17 protein-coding genes and 1 other RNA gene are annotated in these 20,191 nt (G+C 67.2%); 7 read left to right on the forward strand and 11 right to left on the reverse strand.

Features of this window, described 5'->3' with window-relative positions:
• The first annotated feature begins 178 nt into the window (after positions 1–178).
• The 3 genes from ACCQ13_RS06910 (at position 179) to gyrA (ending at position 4,886) form a co-directional block, all read left to right on the forward strand.
• On the forward strand, positions 179–859 hold the full coding sequence (locus tag ACCQ13_RS06910) for a DUF3011 domain-containing protein (RefSeq protein ID WP_167526850.1): 681 nt from the start codon (positions 179–181) through the stop codon (positions 857–859).
• 56 nt (positions 860–915) lie between these two features.
• Positions 916–1,980: an S-methyl-5-thioribose-1-phosphate isomerase gene (gene mtnA, locus ACCQ13_RS06915; RefSeq protein ID WP_104601701.1), complete on the forward strand. Its 1,065-nt coding sequence runs from the start codon at positions 916–918 to the stop codon at positions 1,978–1,980.
• A 209-nt stretch (positions 1,981–2,189) separates the two neighbouring features.
• Positions 2,190–4,886 carry a DNA gyrase subunit A gene (gyrA, locus tag ACCQ13_RS06920; protein WP_104601700.1) on the forward strand — a complete coding sequence of 899 codons (2,697 nt, stop codon included), beginning with the start codon at positions 2,190–2,192 and terminating at the stop codon, positions 4,884–4,886.
• A 137-nt stretch (positions 4,887–5,023) separates the two neighbouring features.
• Here the strand turns inward: gyrA and ACCQ13_RS06925 are convergent, their stop codons facing one another.
• The 5 genes from ACCQ13_RS06925 to hutI form a co-directional block, all read right to left on the reverse strand.
• A complete protein-coding gene (locus ACCQ13_RS06925; RefSeq protein WP_104601811.1) occupies positions 5,024–5,749 on the reverse strand; it encodes a hypothetical protein in 726 nt (241 codons plus the stop codon).
• Between the two features lie 241 nt (positions 5,750–5,990).
• Positions 5,991–7,652, reverse strand: coding sequence for a urocanate hydratase (hutU, locus tag ACCQ13_RS06930; protein WP_104601699.1), 1,662 nt, complete (start codon positions 7,650–7,652; stop codon positions 5,991–5,993).
• Positions 7,653–7,668: 16 nt separating this feature from the next.
• The gene (gene hutG, locus ACCQ13_RS06935) at positions 7,669–8,526 is read right to left on the reverse strand and encodes an N-formylglutamate deformylase (RefSeq protein ID WP_159406880.1); all 858 of its coding nucleotides are present in this window, start codon (positions 8,524–8,526) and stop codon (positions 7,669–7,671) included.
• 181 nt (positions 8,527–8,707) lie between these two features.
• Complete coding sequence (hutH, locus tag ACCQ13_RS06940; protein ID WP_104601697.1) at positions 8,708–10,255, reverse strand: histidine ammonia-lyase; 1,548 nt, start codon at positions 10,253–10,255, stop codon at positions 8,708–8,710.
• Positions 10,256–10,278: 23 nt separating this feature from the next.
• A complete protein-coding gene (hutI, locus tag ACCQ13_RS06945; RefSeq protein WP_104601696.1) occupies positions 10,279–11,478 on the reverse strand; it encodes an imidazolonepropionase in 1,200 nt (399 codons plus the stop codon).
• Between the two features lie 60 nt (positions 11,479–11,538).
• Between hutI and ACCQ13_RS06950 the strand changes: the two genes are divergently transcribed.
• A complete protein-coding gene (locus ACCQ13_RS06950) occupies positions 11,539–12,915 on the forward strand; it encodes a formimidoylglutamate deiminase (protein ID WP_104601695.1) in 1,377 nt (458 codons plus the stop codon).
• Positions 12,916–12,919: 4 nt separating this feature from the next.
• On the opposite strand, the gene ACCQ13_RS06955 is transcribed toward ACCQ13_RS06950, so the two are convergent.
• A non-coding RNA gene (locus tag ACCQ13_RS06955) (sX9 sRNA) lies at positions 12,920–12,996 on the reverse strand.
• Between the two features lie 92 nt (positions 12,997–13,088).
• Here ACCQ13_RS06955 and hutC point away from each other — a divergent pair.
• The gene (gene hutC / locus ACCQ13_RS06960) at positions 13,089–13,841 is read left to right on the forward strand and encodes a histidine utilization transcriptional repressor HutC (protein WP_223214445.1); all 753 of its coding nucleotides are present in this window, start codon (positions 13,089–13,091) and stop codon (positions 13,839–13,841) included.
• A 66-nt stretch (positions 13,842–13,907) separates the two neighbouring features.
• On the opposite strand, the gene ACCQ13_RS06965 is transcribed toward hutC, so the two are convergent.
• From ACCQ13_RS06965 to ACCQ13_RS06975, 3 genes are all read right to left on the reverse strand, one after another.
• A complete protein-coding gene (locus ACCQ13_RS06965; RefSeq protein WP_104601694.1) occupies positions 13,908–14,885 on the reverse strand; it encodes a restriction endonuclease in 978 nt (325 codons plus the stop codon).
• Between the two features lie 332 nt (positions 14,886–15,217).
• On the reverse strand, positions 15,218–15,781 hold the full coding sequence (locus ACCQ13_RS06970; RefSeq protein ID WP_104601693.1) for a phasin family protein: 564 nt from the start codon (positions 15,779–15,781) through the stop codon (positions 15,218–15,220).
• 159 nt (positions 15,782–15,940) lie between these two features.
• Positions 15,941–16,216 carry a polyhydroxyalkanoic acid system family protein gene (locus ACCQ13_RS06975; protein ID WP_104601692.1) on the reverse strand — a complete coding sequence of 92 codons (276 nt, stop codon included), beginning with the start codon at positions 16,214–16,216 and terminating at the stop codon, positions 15,941–15,943.
• Positions 16,217–16,440: 224 nt separating this feature from the next.
• On the opposite strand from ACCQ13_RS06975, the gene ACCQ13_RS06980 reads away from it, so the two are divergent.
• Positions 16,441–17,253, forward strand: coding sequence for an FHA domain-containing protein (locus ACCQ13_RS06980; protein ID WP_159407941.1), 813 nt, complete (start codon positions 16,441–16,443; stop codon positions 17,251–17,253).
• Here the strand turns inward: ACCQ13_RS06980 and msrQ are convergent.
• Positions 17,195–17,851 carry a protein-methionine-sulfoxide reductase heme-binding subunit MsrQ gene (gene msrQ, locus ACCQ13_RS06985; RefSeq protein ID WP_159406881.1) on the reverse strand — a complete coding sequence of 219 codons (657 nt, stop codon included), beginning with the start codon at positions 17,849–17,851 and terminating at the stop codon, positions 17,195–17,197. The genes ACCQ13_RS06980 and msrQ overlap by 59 nt on opposite strands.
• 106 nt (positions 17,852–17,957) lie before the next feature.
• A complete protein-coding gene (msrP, locus tag ACCQ13_RS06990; protein ID WP_104601689.1) occupies positions 17,958–18,926 on the reverse strand; it encodes a protein-methionine-sulfoxide reductase catalytic subunit MsrP in 969 nt (322 codons plus the stop codon).
• A 175-nt stretch (positions 18,927–19,101) separates the two neighbouring features.
• On the opposite strand from msrP, the gene serC reads away from it, so the two are divergent.
• Complete coding sequence (gene serC, locus ACCQ13_RS06995) at positions 19,102–20,187, forward strand: 3-phosphoserine/phosphohydroxythreonine transaminase (protein WP_159406882.1); 1,086 nt, start codon at positions 19,102–19,104, stop codon at positions 20,185–20,187.
• The last annotated feature ends 4 nt before the right edge of the window (positions 20,188–20,191 follow it).

The following is a 20,191-nucleotide window of genomic DNA, read 5'->3' on the forward strand; positions in this document are numbered from 1 at the left end:
GCGACGGTTGCCTCGCACGCCTACCGCAGTTGATACCTGGCGATGCAGCAGGCCGGCCACGCTGGGTTGCCATGGCCTTGTCATAACCGCCGTATTGCGATCTTCACATCGAAGATGTTCTCATCTTCACGTCCACGGGGGCGCGACGTTAGATCGTTTCGGGGTGAGGATTGTCGGCATGAAATGGCTGATCGGCTTTTGCGGTCTGTGGTGCTTGCCGCTGCTGATGGTCGCCGACGCGCGCGCCGAGCGCGGCACTGCCGTGGTGCGCTGCGAGTCCAGGGACATGGCGCGCATGCATTGTGCAATGGAGACTGCCGATGGCGTCCAGCTGGTGCGCCAACTGTCCGAGACCAACTGCATCCGTGGCAGCGAGTGGGATGTGGACCACGATGGCGTGTGGGTCCAGCAGGGCTGCCGTGCCGAGTTCGCCACCGCCGCACCGGCGGCCACCGTGATGCGCCGGGTGGTGCGCTGCGATTCCAATGGCGGCAAGGTGGTGTGCCCGGTGGTGCTGCGTGGTGCGCCGGTACGGCTGTTGCGCCAGCGCTCTATGTGGCCGTGCAAGGAGGGATTTACCTGGGGCACGCGCCGCAACGAGATCTGGGTGTCGCGCGGTTGCGATGGTGAATTCGAAGTGGGCGCCGAGGATGGTTCCGGCTTCGTGGCGGTGCCGCGGCTGGTCACCTGCGAATCCAAGAAGAGCGCACGCCGCACCTGCGGCGTCTCGGTGGAGCGCAGCGTGCGGATGAGCCGGCAGATCTCCAGGAATCCCTGCGTGGAAGGCCAGACCTGGGGCTGGAGCCGCGATGGGGTGTGGGTCAACGACGGCTGCCGGGCCGAATTCATCGTCGACTGACGCCGCGCCGCCTGCGTGCCGGCGCAGGCGCGGTACGCGCGCCTTACAATGGCGGCATGAACGACAGCGCCCACATCGATTACGCCCGCTACGACCATATCCGTCCGCTGCTGTGGACCGGCGATGCCCTGGAATTGCTCGATCAACGCAAGCTGCCCTTCGTGGTGGAGCACCTGCGTTGTCAGACCAGCGATGCGGTGGCCGAGGCCATCCATGCGCTGGCGGTGCGCGGTGCGCCGGCGATCGGCATTGCGGCCGGGTGGGGCGTGCTGCTGGCCGCACGCGATGTGCAGGCCGACGACGGCAGTGCGGCCTTGCAGAAGCTCGAACCGGCGCTGCTGCGGCTCAACGCCGCGCGCCCGACCGCGGTGAACCTGGCCTGGGCATTGATGCGCATGCGCCGGGTGCTGGGTGCGGCCGGCGCCGACTGGCGCGAGGTGATCGCGCGCGAGGCGCAGGCCATCGCCGATGAAGACCTGGCCGCCAATCGCCAGATGGGCGCGCTGGGCGCCGGCCTGATCGCGCGGGGCAGCGGCGTGCTGACCCACTGCAACACCGGCTCGCTGGCCACCGCCGGCTTCGGTACTGCATTGGGCGTGATCCGCGCCGGCGTGGCGCAGCAGCGCATCGCCAAGGTGTTTGCCGGCGAAACCCGGCCGTGGCTGCAGGGCGCACGGTTGACCGTGTGGGAGCTGCAGCAGGACGGCATCGATGCCACCCTGATCGCCGACTCGGCCGCCGCCCACCTGATGAAGTCCGGCCTGGTGCAGTGGGTGATCGTGGGTGCCGACCGGATCTGCGCCAATGGCGATACCGCCAACAAGATCGGCACCTACCAGCTGGCCATTGCCGCCCGCCACCACGGGGTCAGGTTCATGGTGGTGGCGCCCTCGTCCACGGTGGACATGGCCACCGCCAGCGGCGACCAGATCGAGATCGAGCAGCGCGATCCGGGCGAATTGTTCGGCGTGGGCGGGGTGCTCACCGTGGCCGAGGGCATTCATGCCTGGAACCCGGTGTTCGACGTCACCCCGGGCAGCCTGATCGATGCCATCGTCACCGAGCGCGGGGTGATCGAGCAGCCCGACCAGGGGCGCATGCAGGCCGCGTTCGGCCGCTGAGCCCGGCGTCGGGGCGGGGCGCCGCAAACGTCGCGTAAAGTCCCGCAAGTGCTTGTTTCTGGCCGCTAAACCGGCGGCATCCGGGTGGCCCTTCATGGTACAATCCGGCGCTTGAATCGATCGGCGGGAGCGTGGGGTCGGCAGCCTGTCACCAGGGCGCCCCCGACGCGGCTTTCCGGCTCGCCCGCCACCTCACTTACGGAACCCGAATGGCAGAAACCGCCAAGGAAATCATCCAGGTCAACCTGGAAGACGAGATGCGCAAGAGCTATCTCGATTACGCGATGAGCGTGATCGTGGGCCGCGCACTCCCCGATGCCCGTGACGGCCTCAAGCCGGTGCACCGACGCGTGTTGTTCGCGATGCACGAGCTGGGCGCACACAGCAACAAGGCCTATTTCAAGTCGGCGCGTATCGTCGGCGACGTCATCGGTAAATACCACCCGCACGGCGACCAGTCGGTGTACGACACGCTGGTGCGCATGGCGCAGCCGTTCTCGCTGCGCTACATGATGGTGGACGGCCAGGGTAACTTCGGTTCGGTCGACGGCGACTCTGCCGCGGCGATGCGTTACACCGAGTCGCGCATGTCGCGGCTGGCGCATGAATTGATGGCCGACATTGACAAGGAAACCGTCGATTTCCAGCCCAATTACGACGAAAAGGAACTGGAACCGACGGTCATGCCGACGCGGTTCCCGAGCCTGTTGGTCAACGGCTCGGCCGGTATCGCGGTGGGCATGGCCACCAACATCCCGCCGCACAACCTGACCGAGGCGATCAATGCCTGCATCGCGCTGATCGACACCCCGGAGCTGGATGTCGAAGGCCTGATGGAATACATCCCTGGCCCGGATTTCCCCACCGCCGGCATCATCAACGGCACCGCCGGCATCGCCGCCGGTTATCGCACCGGCCGTGGCCGCGTGCGCATCCGTGCGAAGGCCGATGTGGAAGTGGCCGACAACGGCCGCGAGGCGATCGTCGTCACCGAGATCCCGTACCAGGTCAACAAGGCACGGCTGATCGAAAAGATCGCCGAGCTGGTCAAGGAAAAGAAGCTCGAAGGCATCAGCGAGCTGCGCGATGAGTCCGACAAGGACGGCATGCGCATCTACATCGAAATCAAGCGCGGCGAGTCGGCCGAGGTTGTGCTCAACAACCTGTACCAGCAAACCCAGATGGAGTCGGTGTTCGGCATCAACATGGTGGCGCTGATCGACGGCCGCCCGCAGTTGATGAACCTCAAGCAGATGCTGGAGGCGTTCATCCGCCACCGCCGCGAGGTGGTCACTCGCCGCACGATTTATGAACTGCGCAAGGCGCGTGCGCGTGCGCACGTGCTGGAAGGCCTGACCGTCGCGTTGGCCAACATCGACGAGATGATCGAGCTCATCAAGACCTCGGCCAATCCGCAGGAAGCGCGCGAGCGCATGCTGGCCAAGACCTGGGAGCCGGGGTTGGTGGGTGCGCTGCTGGGCGCTGCGGGTGCCGAAGCGTCCAAGCCGGAAGACTTGCCGCCGGGCGTGGGCCTCATCAGCGGGTTCTACCAGCTCAGTGAAGTACAGGCCTCGCAGATCCTGGAAATGCGTCTGCATCGCCTCACCGGTTTGGAACAGGAAAAGCTGACCGACGAGTACAAGCAGCTGCTCGGCGTCATCGAAGGCCTGATCCGCATCCTGGAAAACCCGGATGTGCTGTTGAAGGTGATCCGCGACGAGCTGGAGAACGTACGCGAAGAATACGGCGACGCGCGTCGCACCGAGATCCGTCACAGCGAAGAAGACCTGGATATCCTGGATCTGATCGCACCCGAAGACGTGGTGGTGACGCTGTCGCACGCCGGCTATGCCAAGCGTCAGCCGGTGAGCGCCTACCGTGCGCAGCGCCGTGGTGGCCGTGGCCGCTCGGCGGCGGCGACCAAGGAAGAAGATTTCATCGACCAGCTGTGGCTGGTCAACACCCACGACACGCTGCTGACCTTCACCAGCAGCGGCAAGGTGTTCTGGCTGCCGGTGCATCAGCTGCCGGAGGCCGGCTCCAATGCGCGTGGCCGCCCGATCATCAACTGGATTCCGCTGGAAGCCGGCGAGCGCGTGCAGGCGGTGCTGCCGGTGCGCGAATACGCCGACAACCGCTATGTGTTCTTCGCTACCCGCAACGGTACGGTCAAGAAGACACCGCTGAGCGAGTTCGCGTTCCGCCTGGCGCGCGGCAAGATCGCGATCAACCTGGATGAAGGCGATGCACTGGTTGGCGTGGCGCTGACCGATGGCGACCGCGACGTGTTGTTGTTCGCCTCCAACGGCAAGACCGTGCGCTTTGGCGAAGCCACCGTGCGTTCGATGGGCCGTACCGCCACCGGCGTGCGCGGTATCCGTCTAACCAAGGGCGAGGAAGTGGTCAGCCTGATCGTGGCCGAGCGTGCCGGCGGCGTTGACGACGAGGCCGAGGAAGACACTGGCGAGGACGTGGTGGAGGCCATCGATGGCGCCGAGATGGTCGAAGTCGCCGACGATGGCGAGGTGGCCTACATCCTCACCGCCACCGAGAACGGCTACGGCAAGCGCACCCCGCTGGCCGAATACCCGCGCAAGGGGCGCGGCACGCAGGGTGTGATCGGCATCCAGACCACCGAGCGCAACGGCAAGCTGGTGCGTGCGGTGTTGCTGGGCGCCACCGACGAAGTGCTGCTGATTTCCGACGGCGGCACCCTGGTGCGTACACGCGGTTCGGAAATCTCGCGCGTGGGTCGCAATACGCAGGGCGTGACGCTGATCCGCCTGTCCAAGGGCGAGAAGCTGCAGGCGGTCGAACGCCTGGATGCCTCGCTGGAGGAGGCCGACGAGATGGTGGACGCGGCCGCTACCGTCGCTTCCGCACTACCGCCGCCGAGTCAGGAATGAGCAAGCGGTGTCATCGCTGCCGTTGAACAAGAACGCCGGCGCAAGCCGGCGTTCTTCATGGTCGCCTGCCAGGTTCGTTACGGCTCAGCACGGCACCGTGTACCCGCCGCAGCGCAATGACGGTGACCCATCCCGAATCACGGCGCCACCGCCGCCGCCTCGTCCTGCACTGCATCCCGCACATCCTGCGCCAGGGTGGCCTTGACGATGATCGAGCGGATGGCATCGGTGGCTTCGGCCAACGGGACATCGCTGCTCAGGCGCTGGAAGGTGTCGCGGCTGTTGTAGCCGGAGCCGTCCTTCAGATAGTGGTCGTACATCGACAGCAGATCCTGGCAGGCGGTGATTAGCGCGGCGATGTTTCCGCGCAACAGCGCGTGGCCCACCTGATCGAAGCTGTGCAGGCAGTCGGCCAGCCAATGCAGGTCGTAGCGGGCGGTGGCGGGCTCGGGCGCGTTGTGTCCGCGGCTGTAGGCGCTGTAGCGGCGCAGGCTGCGCGCCACCCGTGCCACATGCGTGAACAGCGTGCCGATCTCGTTGGCGATATCCAGCTGCTGCACCATCGCCGTGGGAATCACCTGGCCGTTGCCCGCATCCTGCTGCTCGGCGGCGTTGTGTTCGTGCTGCTCCAGTGATTGCTTGAGCACGGTATAGCTGCGCTGCAAGGATTCCAGCTCCAGCGCGCTGGCCGCTGCGCGTGCCTTCAACTGCGACACCGCTGCCTGGTAGCGACTCAGGCTGTCCTGGGTGCTGGCCAGCTGCCCGGATTCGGCACGCAGTTGCCGGCCGCGCACGAACGCCAGTGTGGTGGCGATCAGCGCCCAGAGTGCGCAGGCAGGCACCAGGTAGATCAAGATGCCCATGGAGGTTTCCCCGAAACGTTGCATACCTTGTCGGCCTGCAGCGGCCAGTCTTGAGGGCAACCGATGGAAACGCTGGGCCCGGCCGTCGTTGGTCGGCGCACTGGATGGTGTGGCAGGGCTGCGGCCGCGCGATCTCGGCGTGGGTGTTCACCTGGCAATGGACCGGGCCGAGTGCGGCCCGGGTGACGAGGTCATGTAGTGTCGGGCCGGTGGAAGGCGCCAGGCCACTGGGTGCGGTTGTTCAGAGGCTCGGCAGATCCAACGCCTGCGCTCTGGCGCAATCGATGGCAATGGCATACCCGGCATCGGCGTGCCGCATCACCCCGGTGGCCGGATCGTTCCAGAGCACGCGCTCCAGACGCCTGTCGGCCGCTTCGCTGCCGTCGCAGACGATGACCATGCCGGCGTGCTGCGAGAAGCCCATGCCGACGCCGCCGCCATGATGCAGCGAGACCCAGGTGGCGCCCGATGCGGTGTTGAGCAGGGCATTGAGCAACGGCCAGTCGGACACCGCATCGGAGCCGTCGGCCATGGCTTCGGTTTCGCGGTTGGGCGAGGCCACGCTGCCGCTGTCCAGGTGATCGCGGCCGATGACGACCGGCGCCTTCAATTCGCCGCTGCGCACCATCGCGTTGAAAGCCAGGCCCAGCCGATGGCGGTCGCCCAGCCCGACCCAGCAGATCCGCGCCGGCAGGCCCTGGAAGGCGATTTTTTCCGCAGCCATGTCCAGCCAGCGATGCAGGTGTGCATCGTCGGGAATGAGTTCCTTGACCTTGGCGTCGGTCTTGGCAATGTCTTCCGGATCGCCGCTCAGCGCCACCCAGCGGAACGGGCCGATACCGCGACAGAACAGCGGGCGGATGTAGGCGGGCACGAAGCCGGGGAAGTCGAACGCATCGGCGACGCCGTGTTCCAGTGCCATCTGGCGCAGGTTGTTGCCGTAATCCACGGTGGGCACGCCGAGCGCGTGGAAGGTGAGCATGGCGCGGATGTGGTTGGCCATGGACTCGCGTGCGGCGGCTTCCACCTCCTGCGGCGCGCTCACGCGCTTGTCGTCCCATTGCTCCACGCTCCAACCTTGCGGCAGGTAGCCGTTGACCGGGTCGTGCGCGGAGGTCTGGTCGGTCAGCAGGTCCGGTTTGATCCCGCGCACCAGCAGTTCGTCCAGCACGTCGGCCACATTGCCGAGCAGGCCGACCGACAGCGGCTTCTTCGCCGTGCATGACTCCTCGATCAGGCGCAACGCCTCGTCCAGCGAGTCGGTCCAGGTATCCAGGTAGCCGGTGCGCAGGCGCATGTCGATGCTGGAACGGCGGCATTCCACCGCCAGGCAGGACGCACCGGCCATCACCGCGGCCAGCGGCTGCGCGCCGCCCATGCCGCCGAGGCCGCCGGTGAACAACCACTTGCCGGCCAGGTTGCCGCCGTAATGCTGGCGGCCCATCTCCACGAAGGTTTCGTAGGTGCCCTGCACGATGCCTTGCGCACCGATGTAGATCCAGCTGCCGGCGGTCATCTGGCCGTACATCGCCAGGCCCTTCTTATCCAGTGCGTTGAAGTGGTCCCAATTGGCCCAGCGTGGCACCAGGTTGGAATTGGCGATCAGCACGCGCGGCGCATCGGCGTGGGTGCGGAACACGCCGACCGGCTTGCCGGACTGCACGAGCAGGGTCTGGTCGTCCTCCAGGCGGGTAAGTGCGGCGACGATCGCATCGAAGGATTCCCAGTCGCGCGCGGCGCGGCCGATGCCACCGTAGACCACCAGTTCCTGCGGGCGTTCGGCCACGTCCGGGTCCAGGTTGTTCATCAGCATGCGCAACGGCGCTTCGGTCAGCCAGCTCCTGGCGGTGAGCGTGCTGCCGGTGGCGGCGCGGATGACGCGGGTTGCATCGTGACGGGTCATGCCGGGTTCCTTGCAATCAACGGTGGGCCGCGGGTGGCGCGGTATCGGGTGAGGGCGCGTTGGCAAACTGCAGGCAGGCCAGCAGCACATGCCGCAGCACTGCGCGCAATGCGGCCGCGTGCACCGGCTGCCACGGCGTGGGCCAGTTGTCCGGAGTGAGGGTGTCCGGTTCGCGCATGTAGCCGCGACAGGCCAGCTCCATCTGCAGCGTGTGCACACCGTGCTCGGGGTGCGCGTAGTGGCGGGTGATCCAGCCGCCCTTGAAGCGCCCGTTGCGCACCGTGCTGGAGCCGCTGCTGCGGCAGAGCTGTTCTACGGCCTCGACCAGCACCGGGTCGCAACTGCGGTCGTCGTTGCTGCCGATGTTGAACTGCGGCAGCTCGCCGTCGAACAGATGCGGAATCACCGAGCGGATCGAGTGCGCGTCGTACACCACGATGCTGGAGTGCAGCTGGCGCAGGCGCGCAATCTCTTCGGCAAGCGCGGCGTGATACGGGTCGAACCAACGCGCGCGGCGCTGATCGATCTGCGCCTGGTCCGGCGCCAGGCCGTCGGCATACAGCGGCTGGTTGTCGAAGGTGGTCAGCGGGCACAGGCCGGTGGTGTTCTGGCCGGGGTACAGCGATGCGCCGCTGGGGTCGCGATTGACGTCGATGACCGAGCGCGAGATCGCGGTGCGCACCGTGGTGGCGCCCAGCAATTGGGCGAAGTCGTACAGGTGATGCACCCACCAATCGGCATCGCGCCGCGCCAGCCACGGCGACACGAAACGATCGGCCACGTCATCGGGCAGCTCGGTGCCGGTGTGCGGGAAGCTGATGAGCAACGGCGCCTGCCCACGGTGAATCTCCAGCCAGTCGGGCAGGGCGCTCATGGCTGGGCTCTGCGTGCGGGACGGCGGGTTGACCTGCGCCGGCGATGCGCGTGTGCGCCGTCAGCGCGCTCTAGGCATTCGGCAGCAAGAGCTGCTGTGGGCACGCACGCGCGTGCGGCACCCACCGACGTCGCGCCATGCCGTGGCGTGACGATCGGCAACCACGGGGCACGTCGCGGGCTCATGCGTCCTGCTCCACGCCGGGCAAGGCCACCGCCACCGCCACCGCCGAGGCCAGCGCATTGGAACGCACCAAGGCGCTGGCGGCCAGCATGTCCGGATGGAAGTAGCGGTCGTCCTGCAGCGTCGGCACCTGTGCGCGCAGCAGGGCGCGTGCGGCTTCCAGCGCGGTGCTGGAGCGCAGCGGCGCATGGAAATCGCAGCCCTGCACGGCAGCCAGCAACTCGATGCCGATCACATGCGCGGCGTTCTCTGCCATCGCCAGCAGGCGGCGCGCGCCGTGCGCGGCCATCGACACATGATCTTCCTGGTTGGCAGAGGTGGGAATCGAATCGACGCTGGCCGGATAGGCGCGCTGCTTGTTTTCCGATACCAATGCCGCCGCAGTGACCTGCGGAATCATGAAGCCCGAGTTCAGGCCCGGGCGCGGGGTGAGAAACGCCGGCAATCCGGACAAGGCCGGGTCCACCAGCATCGCGGTGCGGCGTTCGCTGATCGAGCCGATCTCGCACACCGCCATTGCCAGCATGTCGGCGGCAAACGCCACCGGCTCGGCGTGGAAGTTGCCGCCAGACAAGGCTTCGCCGGTGTCGCTGAAGACCAGCGGATTATCGGAGACACCATTGGCTTCGATTTCCAGCGTGCGCGCAGCCTGGCGCATCACATCCAGCGCCGCGCCCATCACCTGCGGTTGGCAGCGCAGGCAGTACGGGTCCTGCACGCGCACATCGCCAAGCCGGTGCGATTCGCGGATGGCCGAATCGGCCATCAGGGCGCGCAGCGCGGCAGCGGTGGCGATCTGCCCCGGCTGCCCGCGCAGGGCATGGATGCGCGCATCGAACGGCGTATCCGAACCCTTGGCCGCTTCCACCGACAATGCCCCGGTGACCAGTGCCGCCTGCAACACGGTCTCGATCTCGAACAGGCCGGCCAGCGCGCAGGCGGTGGAGAACTGGGTGCCGTTGAGCAATGCCAAGCCTTCCTTGGCGCCGAGTACGCGCGGTTGCAGCTGCGCCTGCGCCAGGGCGTCGGCCGCCGGCAGCCGTTGACCACCGACGAAGGCTTCGCCCACGCCGATCATCACCGCAGCCAGATGCGACAACGGCGCCAGATCGCCCGATGCGCCCACCGAGCCCTGGCATGGCACCACCGGGGTGATCCCAGCGCGCAGCATCGCCTCAAGCAGGGCCAGCGTGTCCGGCTGCACCCCCGAGGCGCCCTGGGCCAGGCTGGTGAGCTTGAGCGCCATCATCAGCCGTACCACCGGCACCGGCGTGGGCTCGCCGACGCCGGCGGCATGCGAGAGCACGATATTGCGCTGCAGGGTCGCCAGGTCGTCGCGCTCGATGCGCACGCTGGCCAGCTTGCCGAAGCCGGTGTTGACGCCGTAGACCGGTTCGCCGCGCGCGACGATCGCTTCCACCGTCTGCGCGCTGCGCAAGACCGCCGCCGCGCAGGCCGGATCCAGCGCCGCCTCGGCGCCGCGATACAGCGCACGCCACTGTGCCAGCGTGACAGCGCCGGGGTGCAGAACAACAGAAGCACTCATGACAACTCCAGAGGTAAACAGGTTCAATGCCCGCGCCAGACGCGGGCATGCAGCGGGTTGAAGCCCATGCGATACACCAGGTCAGCCGGCGCCTCGATGTCCCAGATCGCCAGGTCGCAGTCCATGCCGGCGCGCAGCCGTCCCAGCCGCGCACTGCGGCCGAGCGCGCGCGCCGCTTCGCGGGTGAAGCCGGCGATGCATTCGTCCACCGTCATGCGGAACAAGGTGGCGGCCATGTTCATCGCCAGCAACGGGCTGGTGAGCGGGGAGGTTCCCGGGTTGCAGTCGGTGGCCAAGGCCAGCGGCACGCCGGCCGCACGCAGCGCGGCGATCGGCGGCAGTTGCGTATCGCGGGTGAAGTAGAACGCGCCCGGCAGCAGCACCGCGACCGTGCCGGCGGCGGCCATCGCTTCGATGCCGGCCTGGTCCAGGTATTCGATATGGTCAGCCGACAAGGCGCCATGGCGTGCGGCCAGCGCTGCGCCGTGCTGGTTGCTCAATTGTTCGGCGTGGATCTTGACCTGCAGGCCGTGCGCCTGCGCGGCGACGAACACCTGTTCGGCTTGCGTGGTCGAGAACGCCAGATGCTCGCAGAACACATCCACCGCCTCGGCCAGCCCTTGCGCGGCCACGGCGGGAATCATCTGCGTGCAGACCACATCGATATATGCCTGTGCATCGCTGCCCGGCGGCACCGCATGCGCACCCAGAAAGGTGGGCACCACCTCGACCCGGCGCAAGCTGGCGAGCTGGCGTGCCACGCGCAGCTGTTTGATTTCGTCTTCCAGGGTGAGCCCGTAGCCGGACTTGATCTCCAGCGTGGTCACGCCTTCGGCGAGCAGCGCATCCAGGCGCGGCAGGCTGGATGCGAGCAGCGCCGCATCGTCGGCAGCGCGGGTGGCGCGCACGGTTGCCACGATGCCGCCACCGGCCGCGGCGATCTGCGCATAGCTGGCGCCGCGCAGGCGTTGCTCGAACTCGTTGGCGCGGTTGCCGGCATGGACCAGGTGGGTATGGCAATCGATCAGGCCCGGGCTGATCCAGCGCCGCTGGCAGTCGTGCGCGATGCCGGCGGTCAATGCCGGCGCCTGCGCGGCCGGGCCGGCGTAGACGATGCCACCGTCCTGGCAGGCGACCACGCCGTCGTCCACGATGCCCAGGCCACCATCGGCGGCGTCCAGGGTCATCAGTTGCGCGTTGTGCCAGAGAACGTCGCAATGCATGGCGCAGGCTCAGGGTGTCTGATATGTATATACAATAGAGTCGTCGATCGGAGGTGTCCAGTGGCAGACGAGCAGGCACATGCGCAGGTGTTTTGGGCCGCCCGGGCCTTGCTGCCGGAAGGCTGGGCCAGCCAGGTGCGGATCACGCTGGCGCAAGGGCGCATCGTCGCGGTGCAGCCGGAGGCCGCGCCCGGCGGTGCCGACCTCCGCTGCGAGGTGCTGCTGCCCGGCCTGGGCAACCTGCACAGTCATGCCTTCCAGCGTGGCATGGCGGGGCTGACCGAAGTCGGCGGGCGCAGCGGCGACAGTTTCTGGAGCTGGCGCGAGCTGATGTACCGCTTCGTCGACCAGCTGGACCCGGACAGCCTGCAGGCGATCGCCGAGCAGGCCTACGTGGAAATGCTGGAGAGCGGCTTCACCCGGGTGGGCGAATTCCATTACCTGCACCACAGCCCCGGCGGCACGCCCTACGCGCAGGCCGGGGAAATGTCCGGGCGCATCGCAGCGGCCGCCGCCAATACCGGGATCGGACTGACCCTGTTGCCGGTGTTCTACGCGCATTCGGACTTCGGCGGTGCCGCACCGAACGTCGCGCAGCGGCGGTTGATCCACGACATCGACGGTTTCGCGCGCCTGCTCGACGACTGCCGCCACAGCCTCAAGACGCTACCGGATGCCGTGCTCGGACTGGCGCCGCACAGCCTGCGCGCGGTCACGCCGCAGCAACTGGCGGAGTTGATGCCGCTCACCGATGGGCCGATCCACATCCATATCGCCGAGCAGCAGCGCGAGGTGGACGCCTGCCTGGCGTGGTCGGGCCAGCGGCCGGTGGAGTGGCTGCTGGCCAATGCACCGGTGGATACGCGCTGGTGTCTGGTGCATGCCACGCATGTCACCGCCAGCGAGGTGCAGGCGATGGCGCAACGCGGCGCGGTGGTCGGGCTGTGCCCGATCACCGAGGCCAACCTGGGCGACGGGATCTTTCCGATGCAGGCCTTTGCCGCGGCCGGTGGTCGCTTCGGCGTCGGCTCGGATTCGAACGTGTTGATCGATGCCGCCGAAGAGCTGCGCCTGCTCGAATACGGCCAGCGCTTGACGCTGCAGGCGCGCAATGTGCTGGCGCCGGCGGAGGTTTCCAGCGGCCGCTGGTTGTACGAGCGCGCAGGTAACGGCGCAGCGCAGGCGTTGGGTGTCGCGCAGCAAGGGATACGGGTCGGTGCGGCGGCCGATCTGGTGGAACTGGATCTGACGCACCCGGCCTTGCTGGCGCGCAGTGACGATGCCCTATTGGACAGTTGGCTGTTTGCCGCGCGCGGCACGGCGGTGCGCAACGTCTGGCGCAACGGCCAGCCTGTGGTACGCGACGGACGGCATGTGGACCGTGCGCGGATCGCCGCGCGTTTTGCGCAAATCCTGCGCACCGTGCTGGGTCAATGAGCGCGGCTAACACACCGTAGCGAGCAGTCGTCAGCTGGATGCGGACGGCGCGCAGGAACCGGAGTGTTACGAGTGGTCAATGCCGATTCCGGGCACCGGCCGCACCCGCCTGGCGGTGAGCGCCGTCGTTCTGTTAGCTGCTCTAAGCGGATGCGCGCACAATGCAGGCCTGACTGGAGACCTCCGCTTTGACCGCCATCCCCATCGCCGCGCCCGGCACCTTGCACCAACGCATCCGGCAGGATCTTGAGCAGCGGATTCACAGTGGCGACTGGCCGCCCGGGCACCGTATTCCGCCGGAGCATGAGTTGATGGCGCACTACGGCTGCTCGCGCATGACGGTCAACAAGGTGCTCGGCCTGCTGGCCGACGCCGGCATGATCGAACGCCGCCGCCGCACCGGCTCGTTCGTGGCGCGGCCGCATCCGCATCTGGAACAGGTGGCGCTGTCGATCCCGGACATCGAGGTGGAAATGACCACGCGCGGTCACGCCTACCGGTTTTCGCTGCTCTCGCGGCGGCTGCGCAGCGTGCGCCAGCGCGTGCCGCAAGAGCGTGCATTGGGCAGCACCGGCAAGCTGCTGGCGCTGGAAAGCGTGCATCTGGCCGATGGCAGCCCGTTCGCACTGGAGCAGCGCGTGATCGATATCACCACCGTGCCCGATGCCCTGGCGCAGCCGTTCACCGAGGTGGCGCCAGGCAGCTGGCTGCTGCGCAACGTGCCGTGGACGCGCGCCGAACACCGCATCAGCGCCGTCGGCGCCGATGCCGAACAGGCCAGGCAATTGCAGGTGGACGAAGGCGCCGCCTGCCTGGTCATCGACCGCCACACCTGGCGCGGCGAACAGCCGGTAACCTACGTGCGGCAGTGGTTCCTGGGCGGCTCCTACGACCTGGTGGCGCGGTTCGCGCCGGGAATGCGCTGAGGCCAGTACCAGGCACTGGCGCCAGCTGTGTCCGACTGCACCGATTCCCGATTCCCGATTCCCGATTCAAATCGTCGTGCACTGCCGCCAGCGCACCGGTTCGGCCACCCCTGCGCGGGGATTGAGCTGCACGCGCACGGTGCGCAGATACGGGTAACGCTTGAGTTCCTCGCAGATCAGTGGCCAGGCCGCGCTGTCCTCGACAGTGCGATCCACCGCCAGCGTGGCCTGCGTGATCCAGATGCCGCGCACCAGGCCAGGTGTCTGCGCCAGCGTCCTGGAGACGTCGCGCCGGTAGCCTTGCAACGTTGCCGCATCCGGTTCGCCGGCGGCCGCTGCCGGCAGGGTGGTTAGAGCCGGTGTGGCCGGAACAGCTTGCGCGGTGGGCGCAGCTGCCTGCGCAGGTGGTGTCTTGCCCGCCGCCGCCCTGGGCATCGCTGTCGAGGTGGGCTGCGGCGCGCGTAGTCCCAGCACTGCCGCCAGCGCCAGCATCGCCAGTGCGGCACCGGCGATGCTGCTGTGGCGGATGGCGCGGCGCCTGGCCTTGCCCACCACGCCGGTTTCCACATCGCCCGGCAGATAAGGCTTGAGCAAGGGCCATAGACGCGTGCCGTCCAGCACTTCGATGGACTGCTTTTCGGCCGCCGCCAGGCCTTCGCGCTCCATGCGCCCTTCGGTCACCATCACGCCACCACTGGCGCCGGCCAGGCGGGCCATCGCGCCCAGCTCATTCACCGCGGCCACGCCAATGCGGTAACCGCGGCCGTGCTTGCAGGCCACCAGGCGGGTGCCATGGTCGGTTTGCATCATGAAGTCGGCGGTCGGCAGGCCGTCCTGCGGTACATGGGTCGGCTGCCAGCCGCGCTGGTCCTGCAGGACACGCAGCACCACGGCGGAAAAGTCGCGCCAATGCATGGCCGCCAGGGCGCGGATGCCTTCGGTGGTTTCGTCGGCGCGGCGCCGCACCAACCACACATAGGCGCACACCGCCAGCCAGAGCAGCAATGCAGCGATCAGCGCCAGAATCCAGGAAGGCATAAGCATCAAGGTATGACGCGTATTACGAGTCGATGCTCTTAGAAGAATCCTTCAGGCGGGATTCGTCAATGGATCGCGAGCGGCGATATCACGCGCCGTGACCCAGGCAGCGAAAGACCCGCCAGTCCGAAGCCGTGAGGGGAGGGGAGCAAACGGACTTCGTGAAGCAGGACTGGCGGGCCGTGCCCGATTGTCCAAAAAACCATGTTGCTTTGCAACATCAAAGGCGGTGGCGCTGCCTCCGCTGTTCCATGAAGACGGCAGCACCCGCCGCCGCGCCCGGTTCCAGGCGCGGCGGCGGAGCGAACGCTCGCACCGCCTCCGGTACCAAGCAGGCCTTATTCCCCGTCGAAAGCCGCCGCATTGCCGGACGTGGAGGCACCGCTGGGACCGGCCGGGCCACTGCCTGCGGAATCACCACCGGCGGCCTGCGCGGCCTGGTTGGCGGTGCGGTTGGCCCGCTTGGTCGCCGCGGTATTGGCGCGCACCTGGGCCTTCAGCGATTCGACCTCGCGGCGCAGGTTTTCCAGCTCCTCCTGCTCGGGGATATTGAGCGTGCGCAGCACGCCCTTGACGCGCTCGTCGAAGGCCTTGCCCAGCTTGTCCCAGCCACGCACCGCGGTGTCGCGGGCCTGTTCGAACTGGGTTTCCACCTCTTCGCGCAGCTCGTCCACGCTCTCGGCTGCCTTGCGCTGGCCGGTACGCTCGTAGGCGGCGCCTTCGCGCACCAGCGAGTCGAACAACTTGCCGCCCTCGCTTTGCACGCGCCCGAGTGCACCTAGCCCGGCCAGCCACACGGTTTGCGCCGATTCGCCGAGCCGGCGCGAAATCTGCTCCGCCTGGGCCTGGAAGCCCGAAGCGGCGGTGTCGCGGTTACCGTTCTGATCGTATCCGGTCGTCATGCGATGCTCCTGTCGATTGCCGAAGTGACGTTGGGTTCACCCTAGTGCCGGCCCTGCATCGGGCAAGTGAAACGTGGCGCGGGCAAGCCTATCCAAGCATCCGCCCATCCGGCGAGGGGCGGGTGACTTGGCGCTGAAGCAGCGGCAGCGACGACGTGCTCAGGCCAGCTTTTCCGACAATAGCCGACGGATTTCCGATTCCACCATCGGCTGCATCGCCGACAGCGGGAAGCCGAGCTCGGCCGTTACGTGCACCTGCTGCGGCAGCAAGGCGATCGCGCCCTCCACGCCGGACCGTGAAATACGCAAGGTGTCGCCTTCCCAGTGCGAGGCCACGCCGTAGCGATCGGTGAGCTTGCGCGCCGCCTCGTCGATCGCCGCGCGGGCCTGTGCCGGCGTCAGGGAATGGTCGTGGCGGAGATCGATGCTGGACATGAGCGGCCTGGGTGAGACGGAACGTAGGCGCGCATTGTGCGCATGCACGCGCCCGGCTCCAAGTGCGGCGGTACATGGCGCCTCGCCAGCGGATGCTTCGAATAGTCGCAAGGCTCAGGGATGGCTGCCTGCACGGCGCATCATCGACACGCACTGGCCACCGCCGCGCCGGTGTGGTGAGGTCGATGGCCGCTCTGAACGGCAAACCTGCTAGGCTGCGGCCGGTGCGCGACCTGCAAGTTCATTTCACCCACCGGCAGCAGCCGGATCATTCCCTCAAGCCCGGCGTCCACCGGATCGTACGGCATGCCTCCGGCAGCGTGCGGGTGGTGGCCGATGCGCAGGGGGCGCTGCTGTTGGCGCAGTTCTGCCTGGACCAGCGCGGCCTGTGGCTGCAGGTGGCCAATGGCATCCGCGGCATCCACGTCAACGGACGCCCGGTGCGCCGCATGGCCTTGTTGCGGCCCGGTGATGCGATCTATGCCGATGGCGTGGAGATGCTGCTGCGCAGTGCGCCGTCCAGTGCGCCAGCCAACGATCTGCCGGCCGACGATGCCGGCTTGAGCGAAGTCTGCCTGCTGCTGCGCGGGCTGGGTGGGCGCCATCACGGGCGCAGCTTCACCCTGGATCGCTCGCGCCTGGTCGGGAGCGACCCGGCTGCGGACATCGTCATCGACGACCCGGCCTTCGCTGCCCAGCACGCGCGCCTGGAACGTCATGGCGATCGCGTGCTGATTCGCGATCTCGGCTCGGAAGAGGGCAGCTGGATCAATGGCGTGCAGGTGCGCGATGGCTGGCTGCAGGCCGGCGACCAGGTAGTGTTCGATGCCCGCCACCGGTTCGTGGTGGAAGTGCCGCGCATCCATCACGGCACCACCTGGGATCTCCCCGATCCCGAACCGCCACCACCGTCGCCGCGCGTGGCTGCCGAACCGGCGCGTGCGCCGATGAAGGTCGCCCGCTGGCCGTGGCTGCTGCTCAGCGCGGTGCTGCTGGCGGCGGCGCTGAGCGCCTTGCTGTGGTTCGGCGCGCGCTGAGTTTTTTCCACACCCGCCAGCCCAGCAGGGCAGCGAGAATGCCGGCATACAGCGCCGGCTCGCGGATGTCGGATTTCACCAGCCACCAGAAGTGCAGTACCGCCAGCACCCCGATCGGGTAGATCAGCTGGTGCAGCCGGCCCCAGTTGCGCTTGAGCCGGCGCATCCATCCCTGGGTGGAGGTGATCGCCAGCGGCAGCAACAGCAGCCACGCGGCAAAGCCCACCGTGATATAGGGGCGTTTGAGGATCTCTTCGAAGATCTGCGTCCAGAAGCCGCGCAGGTCCAGGCTGAGGTACACCGCCAGATGCACGCTGGCATAGAAGAACGCATATAGCCCCAGCATGCGCCGGAAGCGGACCAATACCGCCTGACCGGTGAGCTGGCGCAGTGGGGTGATCGCCAGGGTCATCAACAGCAAACGCAGCGCCCACAGCCCGGTGCGGTGCTCGATCTCGGCCACCGGGTCGGCGCCCAGCGCATCGCTGCCGGTCTGCCACACCTGCCAGAACTGCCAGGCGAGCAAGGCGATCGGCAGCAGCGCGGCACCGTGCACCAGGGTCTTGGCGGCGATCAGCGGTGTGGAGGTCTTGGCCATGCGATCTCGAAAAAGAAGATGAGGCGTAGGAGCGCACCTGGGCGCGACAGGGCTTTCCCGGAAATGCCTGTCGCGCCCGGGTGCGCTCCTACGACAGGTCGACTGCCTAGAACCACTTCTTCAGATCCATGCCCGCATACAGCGACGCCACCTGATCGGCGTAGCCGTTGAAGGGCTTGGTCGCAATCCGCTCGGCAAACAGCTTGCTGGCGGTGCCGGCAATGCGGCGCTCGGTCTTCTGGCTCCAGCGCGGGTGATCCACGGCCGGATTGACGTTGGAAAAGAACCCATATTCGGACGGCTGCAGATCGTGCCAGGCGGTTTCGGGCATCTTCTCGACGAAGCGGATTTCCACGATCGACTTGATGCTCTTGAAGCCGTACTTCCACGGCACCACCAGGCGCAGCGGCGCACCGTTCTGCTGCGGCAGCGGCTTGCCGTACAGGCCGGTGGCCAGCAGGGTCAGCGGGTGCATCGCCTCGTCGATGCGCAGGCCTTCGCGATACGGCCAGTTGATCGAGCGGTAGCGTACGCCGGGCATCTGCTGCGGGTCGGCCAACGTCGTGAAGGCCACGTACTTGGCCTTGGAGGTCGGCGCAAACCGCTTGAGCACCTCGCCCAGCGGCATGCCGGTCCACGGAATCACCATCGACCAGCCTTCCACGCAGCGCAGCCGGTAGATGCGCTCCTCCGACGCAGTGCCCTTGAGCAGCTCATCCAGCGACAGGCTGCCGGGCTTTTCGCATTCGCCGCTGACCTTCACCGACCACGGTGACAGCTTGAGCGTCTTGGCCGCCTTCGATGGGTCGGTCTTGTCGGTGCCGAATTCGTAGAAATTGTTGTAGCTGGTGACGTCCTCCAGCTTGGTCAGCTCTTCGGCGGTGCGGAAGCCGCTGCGCGCCTGCGCCGGGCTCACCACGGTCTTGGGCGGCGGTGGCGGATCGGCGTCGGCGCAGCCGGCCACGCCCAATGCCGGGGTCAACGCCATCAGTTGCAGCAGCCGACGCCGCTCGCGGTAGACGGACTCATCGGTGATCTGGCTGGCGGGCAGTTGGAAGGCATCGCGAAACGACATGGCAGGCTCCGGCAGTGGCTGCAACGTGAGAGTAACCAACCGGGACAAAAGTTCGCTCCGGCGCACCATCACGTTACGTCATGCCTGGTCAAAAGGATGCAGCTGCAACTTGTTTAGCCGCTGCCAAGCCTGAAGCACTGCGGCATACTAGAAGGCTAGCTCGACAAGGTGTGCCATGACTCGCGCGTTCAATTTCAGTGCCGGCCCTGCGACATTGCCGGAATCGGTCCTGCGCCAGGCGCAGGCGGAGATGATGGAGTGGAATGGCGTGGGCGCCTCGATCGTGGAAATCAGCCACCGCAGCGCCGATTTCATTGCCGTTGCAGCTGCAGCCGAGGCTGACTTGCGCAGCTTGTTGTCGATTCCCGATGACTATGCGGTGCTGTTCACCGCCGGGGGCGCCACCACCATCCAGGCACTGTTGCCGCTGAACTTCGCCGCGCCCGGCCAGGCCGCCGACTACGTCATCAGCGGGCACTGGGGCAAGACCGCAATCAAGCAGGCCGCGCCGTACGTGGATGCGCGCATCGCCGCCGATGCGCAGGCCGAAGGCTTTATCGACATTCCGCCGGTGGCCAGCTGGACCCTGTCGCCGCAGTCGGCCTATGTGCACATCACCGCCAACGAGACCATCCACGGCGTCGAATTCCGCGACGTTCCGGCCGTGGGAACGCTGCCGCTGTTCGCCGATTTCAGTTCCTCCATCGCCTCCGAGCCACTGGAGATCTCGCGCTACGGGCTGATCTATGCCGGCGCGCAGAAGAATCTGGGGCCGGTGGGGATCTCGGTGGTGATCGTGCGGCGCGACCTGCTGGAACGCGCCGGCCAGCCGCGCGCGGATATCTTCAACTATGCCTCGCACCTGGCACGCGATTCGATGCTCAACACGCCGCCAACCTGGAACTGGTACCTGCTCGGACTGACCGTGAAGTGGATGCTGGAGCAGGGCGGGGTGGACGAATTCGCGCGGCGCAATGCGGAAAAGGCCGCGTTGGTCTATGGCGCCATCGATCGTTCCGGCGGCTTCTATCGCAACCTGGTCAAGCCGGCGGTGCGCTCGCGCATGAACATCCCGTTCTTTCTGCCCGATGAGCAACTCGATGCGTTGTTCGTCAGTGAATCCAAGGCCGCCGGCCTGCTTGCATTGAAGGGCCACAAAGCGGTGGGCGGTATCCGCGCCTCGCTCTACAACGCCATGCCAGTGGCCGGCGCGCAGGCGCTGGTGACCTTCATGCACGACTTCCAGCAGCGTCACGGCTGAGCCC

It is taken from the genome of Xanthomonas sp. NCPPB 1638, assembly GCF_041475635.2.
Classification (GTDB): Bacteria; Pseudomonadota; Gammaproteobacteria; order Xanthomonadales; family Xanthomonadaceae; genus Xanthomonas; species Xanthomonas cucurbitae.